Origin of the sequence: Rhizobium sp. P40RR-XXII, from assembly GCF_012641405.1 — a bacterium.
GTDB lineage: Bacteria > Pseudomonadota > Alphaproteobacteria > Rhizobiales > Rhizobiaceae > Rhizobium.
Map to the genome: position 1 here is coordinate 598,355 of NZ_JABAII010000001.1, position 11,969 is coordinate 610,323.

An 11,969-nucleotide genomic window follows, 5' to 3' on the forward strand; every position below is an offset into this window, starting at 1 on the left:
GGCTGTCTGCCCTCTGGACGGTTACATGGCGATGGGGTTGGATTGCCTTATTGCAGGGTCGATTTCATCGGCTTTCCGGCGACATAGGTTTCGACGACGGCGCGGTCGTCGCCCATGGTCTGCAGCAGGAACAGCTCTTCGGTGAGGCTCTTCGTCACTTCCATCTTCAGCGCCATGGCCGGCGTTGCGGCGGCATTGAGGACGATGAGGTCGGCTTCGGTGCCGGCGTCGAGCGTGCCGATCTTGTCGACGAGCGAGAGGGACTCGGCATTGCCTCGCGTCATGTAATAATAGCTTTCCAGCGGGTTCAGGCGCTCGCCCAGCAGCTGCTGGATCTTGTAGGCCTCGTCCATGGTGCGCAGCATGGAATAGCTGGAGCCGCCGCCGATATCGGTGGCGACGCCGATGCGAACGGGTTTCTCGCGGCGCGCCAGCGCCTTCAGCGGAAAGAGGCCGGAGCCGAGAAACAGGTTCGAGGTCGGGCAATGCACCGCGACTGCGCCTGCTTCGCTCATGGCGTCGGCTTCACGCTCCGAGAGATGGATCGCATGACCGAACAGGCTCTTTGGGCCAAGCAGACCGTAATGCGCATAGATATCGGTATAGTCGATCGCGTCGGGATAGAGTTCGCAGGTGAACTTGATCTCATCGTGGTTCTCGGAAAGATGCGTCTGAATGTGCAGATCCGGGAATTCGCGGGCGAGGGTGGCGGTCGCCTCCATCTGCGCGGGCGTGGAGGTGATGGCGAAGCGCGGCGTGATGGCAACATGGTTGCGGCCCTTGCCGTGCCATTGTGCAATCACTTCGCGGGTCTCGTCGTAACCCATTTCGGGCGTGTCGAGCAGGCCTTGCGGGGCGTTGCGGTCCATCATGACCTTGCCGCCGACCATGCGCATGTTGCACCGCATGGCTTCGGCAAAATAGGCGTCGACGGAGGTCTTGTGCACCGAACAATAGGCAACCGCCGTCGTCGTGCCGTGGCGGATCATCTCGTCATAGAAATGGGTGGCGATACGCTGCGCATGCGCGCTTTCGACGAAGCGGCATTCCTCCGGGAAAGTATAGGTATTCAGCCATTCCAGGAGGTTGGCGGCATAGGAGGCGATCACCTGCATCTGCGGGAAATGCAGGTGCATGTCGATGAAACCCGGCAGGATCAAGTGCGGACGGTGGTCGATTTCGGTGACGCCTTCCGGCGCCCGCGCCTTGATATCAGCATAGGGGCCGGTTGCGGCGATCGTGCCGTTCTCGACCAGCAGGCCGCCATCGCTTTCATAAGCGTAGCTGTCCGTGTCGTCGAGGCTTTGCGGCAGGCGCTTGAAGGAAAGCAGGCGGCCGCGCAGAAGGGTGGTCATTGGCTCTTTTCTCCGATGGAGCTTTCGAACCAGGCGACCAGCAGCTTGCGCTCCTCTGGCGTGACGTCCGTGACGTTGCCGGGAGGCATGGCGTGGCTGCGGCCAGCCTGGATATAGATCTCCCGGGCATGCATAGCGATTTCCGCGTCATTTTCCAGCGTCATGCCTTTCGGCGGGCGGACAATTCCCTCATAGACGGGTTCTGCCGCATGACACATGGAACAGCGCGTCGACACCATCTGCTTGACGGCTGGGAAATGCGCGTCCGAGGCGAACTGCTGGAAGGCGGGAGCGACTGCATTCGCATCCTTCTCGCCGGTCAGCACCTTCGGAACGGTCGAAAGCCACATAATGGCGATGAAGATGACGACGGTGACGATCCAGGTCCAGGTCGGGCGGCCCTTGCGGGCATGCGTCGTGTTGAACCAGTGGCGGATGGTGACGCCCATCAGGAACACCAGCGCCGCGATCACCCAGTTATAGGCCGTGCCGAAGGCCAGCGGATAATGATTCGACAACATGAAGAAGATGACGGGCAGCGTCAGATAGTTGTTGTGCAGCGAGCGCTGCTTGGCGATGCGGCCGTATTCGGGGTCCGGCGTGCGGCCGGCAATGAGATCGGCGACGACGATCTTCTGGTTGGGAATGATGATCATGAAGACGTTGGCGGACATGATCGTCGCGGTGAAGGCGCCGAGATGCAGGAAGGCGGCGCGGCCGGTGAAGAGGTGCGTATAGCCCCAGGCCATGAAGACCAGCACGGCATAAAGCACGATCATCAGTCCCCAGGTATTGTTGCCGAGCGGGGATTTGCAGAGAAGGTCATAGACGATCCAGCCGCCGGCAAGTGAGGCCAGCGAAATCAGAATGGCGACGGGGACGCCGACGTCGAGCACATGCCGGTCGATGAGGAAGAGATTGGCGCCGCCGTAATAGACGATGCACAGCATCAGGAAGCCGGAAAGCCAGGTGAAATAGCTCTCGTATTTGAACCAGGTCAGATGTTCCGGCATCTGCGCCGGGGCAACGAGATATTTCTGGATATGATAGAAGCCGCCGCCGTGAACCTGCCATTCCTCGCCATAGGCGCCAGGCGGAAGATGGGGGCGCTTCACCAGCCCGAGATCGAGCGCGATGAAGTAGAAGGACGAACCGATCCAGGCAATGGCGGTTATGACGTGGAACCAGCGGGCAGCAAATGTGAGCCACTCCCACGCTATGGCGTATTCATACATTCAGTTCCCCTTTTCTTCCTCCGACTCGACACCTTGCAGAATGTTGAGAGCGTATGGAAGAGGGGGGCGTTTGATGTGCGGGCAAAAAGCGCGGCCTTGTCTAGCGCCCCGGACGCATTAGATCAGATTATGGCAGTTTTTTAATAAAATGCCCTTGGCTGCTTGGAGCGGGCCATGTCCGCGGCGGCCGTCTATTTTTTTCGACGGAGAATTGCCCATGCGTGGTATTCTGGCGTTCGTATTTTTTCTTCCCTCCGCAGCCTTCGCTTTGGCGCATGAGGCGCCCTCCGGCTGGTCCTACGACCCCTATTGCTGCAATGGCGACAGCAAGACAGGCGATTGCGAGATGATCCCGTCGCGCACCGTCACCATCGTGCCGGGCGGCTATCGAGTGACGCTCAATCCTGGCGACCATCGCTACGTAACGCACGCGCATATCTTCAATCTGCCGCAGCGGAAAACGATGCGTTCGCCTGACGGAGCCTACCATCTCTGTCTGTTTCCGGATGAAAACACACCGCGCTGTTTCTATGCCCCTGACATGGCCTACTGAACACCGGAGAGTGGCGCAGCTCTGAACGACTTTATCTCATTGCTCCGGACGGAGAGCTGCTGCGCAGTTTTCCTGGAACTACTCCAGCGGCATGCCGAATTCGCAGAGGAGCCAATCCCTGAAGGCGCGGATTCGCGGCGTATGACGCCGGTTTTCCGGATAGGCGATCCAGTAGTCCGTATTGTCGGACGAAAGAATATCGAAGGGCTGAATCAGCCGGCCGGAAGCCAGATCATCCGTATAGAACTCCGGGGTCAGGATGGCGACGCCTTGACCGGCCAATGCCGCGCTTGCCTCGAAGGACTGGGCGCCTAGCCTGCTGCGCGGCCGGCCCTGTAGGCCGGGGTCGGGAACGCCAGCCTCCTTAAACCATTGGACCCACCATGGGTCACCTGCGTCGATGATGCGGAGCTTCAGGAGATCGGCCGGTTCGTGTATGCCGCCGACCGTCTCCGCAAGAGCCGGGCTCAGCATCGGCGTGAAATAGACCTTCATCAATAGGTGGGCGCGCAGTCCCGGCCACTGGCCACGCCCAGCGCGGATGGCGATATCGGAGGGCTCTCGGGCGAAGTCTATGATCGAGCCCGAGGTATCCAGCCGGACGGCAATATTGGGATGCTTCAGCTGAAACGAACCGATATGGCGGGCTAGCCACTGCGAGGCGAAGGTGGGGGTCGAATGGATGCACAGCGTCGCTTCGGCATCGCCGCGGATCGAGGTCATGGCCTCCTGCAGCATGGCAAAGGCTTCCGCCACTTTCGGTGCAAGCTGCTCTCCGGCCTTGGTCAACAGGATCTGCCGCGGACGACGTAGGAATAACGGCTCGCCCAAAGTCTCTTCTAGCAGCTTGATCTGATAGCTGACCGCCGTCTGCGTCATGCCAAGTTCTTCGCCAGCCCGCGTGAAACTGCCGTGCCTGGCGGCGGCCTCGAAGACGCGGAGCGCATTCAGCGGAAAGCGCATGGACAATTTCATGGATAAGTTCTCTTTATGTATGCAGACGATAGTTCGATTGGAATTTCAGCATTTTTCGCTCCAGACTACAACCCATATCACTGATCTGATTGAGGTGTTGTCATGGATTGCTATGTTGTGGAACAGGTGCAAGCAGCCAGGCCCACGGTTCTGGAGCGTCTTCTGGAATCGTTGACGCGGGCCTTCGTCAAACATGCGGAGCCGTCGCCGCATCTCGATCTAGATGAGATGCCGGACCGCCTGAAGCGTGACCTCGGATTTCTCGACGGGCGCGAGCCGCGTTATGACGATAACCGGCTGCTCTAAGTGGCAATGGGCGCAAGCCCGGGAAGGACAATCACATCCCCTTGAGCCGCTCGACCGCCATCAGCACCCGCTCCGGCGTTGCCGGGGCATCGAGGCGCGGGCAGATGCGATAGTCCGCGACGCTTGCAACCGCCATCGACAATGCTTCGAGCACGGATATGCTGAGCATGAAGGGCGGTTCGCCGACCGCCTTTGAGCGGCCGATGGTGGCCTCGGTATTTTCGGACCATTCCGCCAGCCGCACGTTGAAGATCTTCGGCCGGTCGGAGGCGAGCGGGATCTTGTAGGTCGATGGCGCGTGGGTGCGCAGCCGGCCCTTTGCATCCCACCAGAGCTCTTCGGTCGTCAGCCAGCCCATGCCCTGTACGAAAGCGCCTTCGACCTGGCCGATATCGATGGCCGGATTGAGCGAGCGGCCGACGTCGTGGAGGATGTCGGTGCGGTCGATCAGATACTCGCCGGTCAGCGTATCGATCGACACTTCCGAGCAGGCGGCACCATAGGAGAAATAATAGAAGGGCGTGCCCCGACCGGCCTTGCGATCCCAATGGATCTTCGGCGTCTTGTAGAAGCCGGCGGCCGAAAGCTGGACGCGGGCGAAATAAGCCTGCTTGACGAAATCGGGGAAGGGGATTTCCACTTCACCGATGCGCACGCGGTTCGGCAGGAACTGTACCTCCTCGGTGCCCACGCCCCATTTCTCCGTCGCGAAGGCAACGAGCCGCTCCTTGATCTGGCGCGCGGCGTCATAGGCTGCCATGCCATTCAGGTCGGAGCCGGAAGACGCAGCCGTTGCCGAGGTGTTCGGCACCTTGCCGGTCGTCGTCGCGGTAATCTTCACCTGATCGATATCGACCTGGAAACTGTCGGCCAGCACCTGCGCCACCTTGGTATAAAGGCCCTGGCCCATCTCGGTGCCGCCATGGTTAAGGTGGATGGAGCCGTCCTGATAGATGTGCACCAGCGCGCCAGCCTGGTTGAAGGCAGTCATGGTGAAGGAGATGCCGAATTTCACCGGCGTCAGCGCGATGCCCTTGCGGATGAAGCGGCTGGAACGGTTGAACTCGATGATGGCGCTGCGCCGTGCCTGATAGTCGGACGTCTGTTCAAGCTCATCGACGACGCGGTCGATGATGTTGTCGGTGACCTCCTGGTGATAGGGGGTCAGCGTTCGGCCGGAGCCCGGCTGGCCGTAGAAATTGGCGCGGCGGACTTCCAGAGGGTCCTTGCCGAGCGCATAGGCAATTTCTTCGATCATGCGTTCGCCGCCGACCATGCCCTGCGGGCCGCCGAAGCCGCGGAAGGCGGTGTTGGAGACGGTATGCGTCTTCAGCGGCTTCGAGACCAGATGCACATGCGGGTAGAAATAGCTCGAATCCGCGTGAAACAGCGCGCGGTCAGTGACCGGGCCGGAAAGATCGGAGGAGAAGCCGCAACGTGCGGCATAGGTGGCATCGACGGCGTGGATGCGGCCCTCGTCGTCGAAGCCGACTTCATAGTCCACCAGGAAGTCGTGCCGTTTGCCCGTGGCGCTCATGTCCTCATCGCGGTCGGGCCGGAATTTCACGGCGTGGCCGAGTTTCTTGGCAGCGATGGCCGCGAGCGCCGCAAACTGGTTGCCCTGCGTTTCCTTGCCGCCGAAGCCGCCGCCCATGCGGCGCACGTTGACCGTCACTGCATTGGACGGAATGCCGAGGACATGGCCGACGATGTGCTGGATTTCGCTCGGATGCTGCGTCGACGACCAGACGGCTACTTCGTCGTCTTCGCCAGGGATCGCCATGGCGATATGGCTTTCGAGATAGAAATGTTCCTGGCCGCCGATGCGCATCTGCGCCTTGATGCGATTGATGGCATTCGCCATCTCGGTTTCGGGCTCGCCACGCTTCAAGGTCATCGGTTCGTAGACGAGCGGTGCGCCATTGGCGAGCGCACCGTCGATATCGCTCCAATGCGGCAGGTCGCGATAGTCGATTTTGGCGAGGCGTGCGGCGCGACGAGCCGCATCGCGGGTTTCAGCGATGACGGCGAAGATTGGCTGACCGTGGAATTCGACCTTGGTCTCGGCAAGCAGCGGTTCGTCGTGCATGCCGTTGGAGCTGGTGTCGTTGACGCCGGGGATATCGGCGCCGGTGAAGACCCAGACAACGCCGGGATAGGCCCGAACAGCCGAAAGATCGATGCCGGCGATCTCGGCATGGGCGCGGTCGGAAAGGCCGAGTGCGCCGTGTAATAGGCCGGCGGGTTCGGGAATATCGTCGATGTAATCGGCTGCTCCGGTCACGTGCTTGTGTGCGGAATCATGGCGCAGCGAGCCATGCATGGACCCGTTGATGACGACTTTGGGCTCTTCGAAAGCGGATTTATCCATGGCTCAGGCCTCCGCCGTCGCAAAACGCTTCAGCTCCTGAGGCGCACCCGACGTTTCAAGATAGAAGCGGATGAGAAGATTCTTGGCGGTCAGCTGCCGGTATTCGGCTGAAGCGCGCCAATCGGATAGCGGCGTGTAATCGCTGTCGAAGGCATCGCGTGCGGCGGTGACCGTCGCGTCCGTCCAGGGTTTGCCGAGCAATTCCGCCTCGACGGTACGAGCGCGCTTCGGCGTGCCGGCCATGCCGCCGAAGGCGATGCGGATATCGGCGACGTTACCGGCGGTGTCCAACGACAGATGGAAGGCGCCACAGGCGGCCGAAATATCCTCGTCTCGACGCTTGGAGATCTTGTAGACGGCGAAATGCGCATCGTCGGCTGGGTATGGCACGAAGATGCTTTCGACGAACTCGCCGGGATTGCGATCCTGCTTACCGTAATCGATGAAGAAATCTTCCAGCGGCAGGCTGCGCGTGCCTGCCGTCGAGCGCAGTTTCACCGTTGTGCCGAGCGCGATCAGCGGCGGCGGCATGTCGCCGATCGGCGAGCCGTTGGCGATATTGCCGCCGATCGTGCCCATGTTGCGAACCTGCTCGCCGCCGATGCGGTTGATGAGGTTGGCAAATGCCGGGATCTTTTCGCCGATCACCGCAAAGGCGCGGCTATAGGTGAGGCCGGCGCCGATGGTGAGGCCCGCATCTTCAACAGTGATTTTCTGCAGATCGGTCAGATGGTTGATGAAGACGACCGGGTTCAGCCGGCGCATCTGCTTGGTGACCCAGAGGCCGACATCGGTCGAGCCGGCGACGACGGTCGCGGTCGGCTCGTCGGCAAGCACCTGCGCCAGTGCCGATACAGAACCGGGCACGATGAGACGATCCTCGCCCTCGGAAATCTCGATGGTATCGCCACCCTGCATTGCCCAGAGGCGGGCGATGATATCGGCCCTGGTCTTTTCGAGCGGGTCGAAGAGCGCGCTCGGCCGTTTCTGGCTGACCTGCTCGGCGGCCTTGACGATCGGCTCGTAGCCCGTGCATCGACAGAGATTGCCCTGCAGCGACTTCTCGATCTGCGCCCGGCTCGGCTTTTCCGTCGTCAGCCAGAGGCCATAGAGCGACATGACGAAGCCCGGCGTGCAGAAGCCGCATTGCGAGCCGTGGCAATCGACCATGGCCTGCTGCACCGGATGAAGCGTACCGTTCTGGGCGGCAAGATGCTCGACTGTCACGACATGGGTCGCATGCAGCGAGCCGACGAAGCGGATGCAGGCATTGATGGATTCGTAGTGCAGTCCGCCATCGATCAGGCGGCCGACGAGAACTGTGCAGGCGCCGCAGTCGCCTTCCGCGCATCCTTCCTTCGTGCCCGTGAGGCGCTGCTTGAGGCGCAGGAAGTCGAGCAGCGTCTCGGTGGGGCGCAGGCTGGATAGGGTGATATCCTCACCGTTGAGGATGAAGCGAATGCAGTCGCTCATGTCGTTCCCGTTTTTCGATCTGTTGGCCGGGCCGGATACGCAGACGAATCCGGCCCTAACCGTCTATGGTTATTCCGCGGTCCAGCCACCGTCAATCGAGACGTGCGTGCCGGTCACCTGGCGCGCCTCGTCGCTTGCAAGGTAGAGCGACAGGGCGCCGATCTCCTCGGCCTTGACGAACTCGTGCGTCGGCTGGGCCTTGAGGATGACCTCGTTCTTGACCTGCTCCTCGGTCATGCCGCGGGCCTTGGCCGTGTCCGGGATCTGCTTTTCGACAAGCGGGGTCAGGACGTAGCCCGGGCAAATGGCATTCACCGTGACGCCGAATTCGGCAAGCTCAAGCGCTGCCGTCTTGGTCAGCCCCAATATACCATGTTTTGCCGCGACATAGGCGGACTTGAAGGGTGAGGCGACCAAGCCATGCGCCGAGGCGATGTTGATGATGCGGCCGTATTTTTTGGCCTTCATCAGCGGAATGGCGGCGCGGATGGTATGGAAGGAGCTGGAGAGGTTGATCGCGATGATCTGGTCCCATTTCTCGATCGGGAAGTCCTCGATCTTCTCGACATGCTGGATGCCGGCATTGTTGACGAGGACATCGACGCTGCCGAAGGTGGAATTGGCCGTTGCGATCAGGTCGGCAATTTCGGCGGGCTTCGTCATGTCGGCGGGATGGTAGATCACCTTGCCGCCGCCCGAGGCTTCGAGCTCGTTCTTGATCGCGTCGATTTCCTCGGGCTTCCCGAAGCCGTTGATGACGACGTTATCACCCGTGGCGGCGAAGGCGGTCGCGATGGCGAGGCCGATACCGCTCGTGGAACCGGTGACGACAACTGTTCTTGCCATGATCTTCTCCTTAGACAGCGCAGCTCCTGCTGCAGTGCAAAACGGACTGAGCTTACTGCATAATTCCTTAAATCGGGATCGATTTAAGGATAAAATTATGCAGCATCTAAAGTGCTACGGCGACCTTTGCGCGTCACATGTGACGCGCGGCGCTGTAGTCCCAAACCCGCGGATATGGCAATCGCATTGCTGCAAGTCCCTTTTGCGGCACCTTGACCCACGATGCTGTGAACAGGAAAGCGCTTCCTTCAGCGAAAAATTTCGTTTTGCTTTCTTTTCACATTCGTTTTGCTCGCGTATCTGTTGTTTCGGGATGCATTAGCGGGAGGAACGCATGAGCGGTTATGTCTTGGCGATCGATCAGGGAACGACGTCGACGCGGGCTATCGTTTTCGACGGCAAGATGAAGGTTGCCGGTGTCGGGCAAAAGGAATTCACTCAGTATTATCCGAAGCCCGGCTGGGTCGAGCACGATCCAGAGGAGATCTGGTCGTCTGTCCTCGTCACCGTCCGCAAGGCGATCGAGGCCGCAGGCATAACCGCCAAGGATATTGCAGCCCTCGGCATCACCAATCAGCGCGAGACCGTCGTCGTCTGGGATCGCGAGACAGGCAAGCCGATCCACAATGCCATCGTCTGGCAGGATCGCCGCACGGCAAGCTATTGCGAGAAGCTCAAGCGCCAGGACCTGGAAAAGCTCTTCACTCGCCGCACCGGCCTGCTGCTCGATCCCTATTTCTCCGGCACCAAGCTCTCCTGGCTGCTGACCAATGTGAAGGGCGCCCGTGCCCGCGCTGCCAGGGGCGGCCTCTGCTTCGGCACCGTCGATACGTTCCTGATCTGGCGGCTGACCGGGGGCAAAAGCTTCGTTACCGATGCCACCAACGCCTCGCGGACGCTCATGTACAATATCGGCGCCAACGAATGGGACGAAGAGCTGCTGGATATTCTGCAGGTCCCCGCTGCGATGCTGCCAGAGGTGAAGGATTGCGCCGCCGATTTCGGCGTGACCGATCCCTCGCTCTTCGGTGCCGAAATCCCGATCCTCGGCGTTGCCGGCGACCAGCAGGCGGCGACGATCGGCCAGGCCTGCTTCGAACGCGGCATGATGAAATCCACCTATGGCACGGGCTGCTTCGCGTTGCTCAATACCGGCGCGGACATGGTGCGCTCGAAGAACCGCCTGCTGACCACCATCGCCTACCGGCTGAACGGTGAGACGACTTATGCGCTCGAAGGATCGATCTTCATCGCGGGCGCCGCGGTGCAGTGGCTGCGCGATGGCCTGAAGGCCATCCAGCGCGCTTCGGATTCCGGCGAACTCGCAGCCAAGGCCGATCCGCTGCAGGAGATCTATCTCGTGCCGGCCTTCACCGGTCTTGGCGCGCCTTACTGGGATCCGGATGCCCGCGGCGCGATCTTCGGCCTCACGCGCAATACCGGACCGGAAGAAATTGTCAGGGCAGCGCTGGAAGCCGTCTGCTATCAGTCGCGCGACCTTCTGGATGCGATGCACAAGGATTGGCGCAATGGCAGCGGGCAGGACACGGTGCTGCGCGTCGATGGCGGCATGGTCGCTTCCGACTGGACGATGCAGCGTCTTGCCGATCTGCTCAATGCGCCGGTCGACCGTCCGACCATTCTGGAAACGACCGCGCTCGGTGCTGCCTGGCTTGCCGGCAGCCGCGCCGGCGTCTGGCCGGATCGCACCGGCTTCGCCAAGGCATGGGCGCGAGACCGGCGGTTCGAGCCTGAAATGGATGACAAGACGCGAAATACGAAAATGAAGGGGTGGAAGAACGCGGTGTCGCGCACTTTGAGTGCACGGTAGAGGCGATCGCCATGATGCGCCGCTCACCTTAGGTTATGCCGTGTAAGATTTCTTTATTTTGCTTATATAAGGGCACGCAGCGATACTCACGCCGTTCGTGGTTCGGAGGGGATGTTCCGAGCCATCTTTGAAAGTTTTTCCCTTTGGAATGAATGCCTTCTGAGAGACGACGACGGGATAATGGCTGCTCAATTTAGCGAACTGAAGAAACACTTTTACCGGCAGATCAAGTATCATCTGACCCGACCGAGGCCCCCGGTGCTGGCCGAGCGGTTCGATGGGCCTGTTCTTGTCGTCGGATCGGCGCCAGTGTCGAACAAGCCGGCGGATTTCGACAAGAGCTTCCGGGTGATCACCATCAACGGATCGCAGACGGTGACGAAGGGCTGGGGAATAGAGGCGCCCGACGTGACGCTCGTTCAGTTCAACCAGATCGAAGGCACGAACACCAATGCCGTCGAGGTGCGCCGCGTTCTGAACGGCGAACGAACGAAGATGCTCTATGTGCTGCTGTGGCGGAAGGAACGTCGACGGCTGGAAGACGGGCTGAGAGCCTTCAATTACGGCTACGACAAGCTTGAAATCGTCGATCGCTACAAGCGCATGGCGCTGCTGGACCGGGTCGGCGGGGTGAAGTGCAGCGAACTCGGCGCTGACGACAAATGCTCCAACGGCATCAACGCCGTCCTGTTCGCGCTCTATAACGGCGCAACCGAAGTGATCATCACCGGCATCAATCCCGATTCCGGCGGGCATGTCTACAACACGGAAAATCTCGCCCGCCTCCATGTCCGCAAGGACCGCGAAGTTCTCGAACGGCTGATCCAACGGGGCTATCCAGTGTTCACCTCGGATCCGGGCGTTTCGCAATCCATCGGTCTGCCGCTGTGGACCGGCAAGGCGAGGACCGGTCGGGCGATCGAAGCCGATGTCAAGCGGCCTGCGCCGATAACGGCAGGGGCTGTCAATCCATCCTTGAGCTAAAGGACTGCCGGCGGCTGACGCATGCGATGATTCCATGCCA

At 60.7% G+C, this 11,969-nt stretch carries 10 protein-coding genes; 4 read left to right on the forward strand and 6 right to left on the reverse strand.

Features of this window, described 5'->3' with window-relative positions:
• Positions 1-47 precede the first annotated feature (47 nt).
• Together guaD and HGP16_RS02910 are read right to left on the reverse strand one after the other, a co-directional pair.
• Complete coding sequence (guaD, locus tag HGP16_RS02905) at positions 48-1,355, reverse strand: guanine deaminase (RefSeq protein ID WP_168838505.1); 1,308 nt, start codon at positions 1,353-1,355, stop codon at positions 48-50.
• Positions 1,352-2,590 (reverse strand): urate hydroxylase PuuD, encoded by a 1,239-nt coding sequence (locus HGP16_RS02910; protein WP_168838506.1) that lies wholly within the window; start codon positions 2,588-2,590, stop codon positions 1,352-1,354. Before HGP16_RS02910 ends, guaD begins: the two co-directional genes overlap by 4 nt.
• Positions 2,591-2,807: 217 nt before the next feature.
• On the opposite strand from HGP16_RS02910, the gene HGP16_RS02915 reads away from it, so the two are divergent.
• Positions 2,808-3,143: a hypothetical protein gene (locus HGP16_RS02915; protein ID WP_168838507.1), complete on the forward strand. Its 336-nt coding sequence runs from the start codon at positions 2,808-2,810 to the stop codon at positions 3,141-3,143.
• A 78-nt stretch (positions 3,144-3,221) separates the two neighbouring features.
• Here HGP16_RS02915 and HGP16_RS02920 read toward each other — a convergent pair whose 3' ends face one another.
• Positions 3,222-4,118: a LysR substrate-binding domain-containing protein gene (locus tag HGP16_RS02920; protein WP_205926335.1), complete on the reverse strand. Its 897-nt coding sequence runs from the start codon at positions 4,116-4,118 to the stop codon at positions 3,222-3,224.
• Positions 4,119-4,220: 102 nt separating this feature from the next.
• On the opposite strand from HGP16_RS02920, the gene HGP16_RS02925 reads away from it, so the two are divergent.
• A complete protein-coding gene (locus HGP16_RS02925; RefSeq protein ID WP_168838508.1) occupies positions 4,221-4,424 on the forward strand; it encodes a hypothetical protein in 204 nt (67 codons plus the stop codon).
• A 31-nt stretch (positions 4,425-4,455) separates the two neighbouring features.
• On the opposite strand, the gene xdhB is transcribed toward HGP16_RS02925, so the two are convergent.
• From xdhB to HGP16_RS02940, 3 genes are all read right to left on the reverse strand, one after another.
• Positions 4,456-6,795, reverse strand: coding sequence for a xanthine dehydrogenase molybdopterin binding subunit (xdhB, locus tag HGP16_RS02930; RefSeq protein ID WP_168838509.1), 2,340 nt, complete (start codon positions 6,793-6,795; stop codon positions 4,456-4,458).
• Positions 6,796-6,798: 3 nt separating this feature from the next.
• Positions 6,799-8,268, reverse strand: coding sequence for a xanthine dehydrogenase small subunit (xdhA, locus tag HGP16_RS02935; RefSeq protein ID WP_168838510.1), 1,470 nt, complete (start codon positions 8,266-8,268; stop codon positions 6,799-6,801).
• 69 nt (positions 8,269-8,337) lie between these two features.
• On the reverse strand, positions 8,338-9,114 hold the full coding sequence (locus HGP16_RS02940; RefSeq protein WP_168838511.1) for a 3-hydroxybutyrate dehydrogenase: 777 nt from the start codon (positions 9,112-9,114) through the stop codon (positions 8,338-8,340).
• Between the two features lie 334 nt (positions 9,115-9,448).
• Here HGP16_RS02940 and glpK point away from each other — a divergent pair, with 334 nt between their 5' ends.
• Together glpK and HGP16_RS02950 are read left to right on the forward strand one after the other, a co-directional pair.
• Positions 9,449-10,945 (forward strand): glycerol kinase GlpK, encoded by a 1,497-nt coding sequence (gene glpK / locus HGP16_RS02945; protein ID WP_168838512.1) that lies wholly within the window; start codon positions 9,449-9,451, stop codon positions 10,943-10,945.
• Positions 10,946-11,125: 180 nt separating this feature from the next.
• Positions 11,126-11,929: a membrane-anchored protein gene (locus HGP16_RS02950; RefSeq protein WP_168838513.1), complete on the forward strand. Its 804-nt coding sequence runs from the start codon at positions 11,126-11,128 to the stop codon at positions 11,927-11,929.
• Positions 11,930-11,969: the final 40 nt, after the last annotated feature.

Coding starts and splice junctions, on each gene's coding strand:
- HGP16_RS02940 (WP_168838511.1), bottom strand. CDS start 9,114: ATGGCAAGAACAGTTGTCGTCACCGGTTCCACGAGCGGTATCGGCCTC.
- HGP16_RS02915 (WP_168838507.1), top strand. CDS start 2,808: ATGCGTGGTATTCTGGCGTTCGTATTTTTTCTTCCCTCCGCAGCCTTC.
- guaD (WP_168838505.1), bottom strand. CDS start 1,355: ATGACCACCCTTCTGCGCGGCCGCCTGCTTTCCTTCAAGCGCCTGCCG.
- xdhB (WP_168838509.1), bottom strand. CDS start 6,795: ATGGATAAATCCGCTTTCGAAGAGCCCAAAGTCGTCATCAACGGGTCC.
- HGP16_RS02925 (WP_168838508.1), top strand. CDS start 4,221: ATGGATTGCTATGTTGTGGAACAGGTGCAAGCAGCCAGGCCCACGGTT.
- xdhA (WP_168838510.1), bottom strand. CDS start 8,268: ATGAGCGACTGCATTCGCTTCATCCTCAACGGTGAGGATATCACCCTA.
- glpK (WP_168838512.1), top strand. CDS start 9,449: ATGAGCGGTTATGTCTTGGCGATCGATCAGGGAACGACGTCGACGCGG.
- HGP16_RS02910 (WP_168838506.1), bottom strand. CDS start 2,590: ATGTATGAATACGCCATAGCGTGGGAGTGGCTCACATTTGCTGCCCGC.
- HGP16_RS02920 (WP_205926335.1), bottom strand. CDS start 4,118: ATGAAATTGTCCATGCGCTTTCCGCTGAATGCGCTCCGCGTCTTCGAG.
- HGP16_RS02950 (WP_168838513.1), top strand. CDS start 11,126: ATGGCTGCTCAATTTAGCGAACTGAAGAAACACTTTTACCGGCAGATC.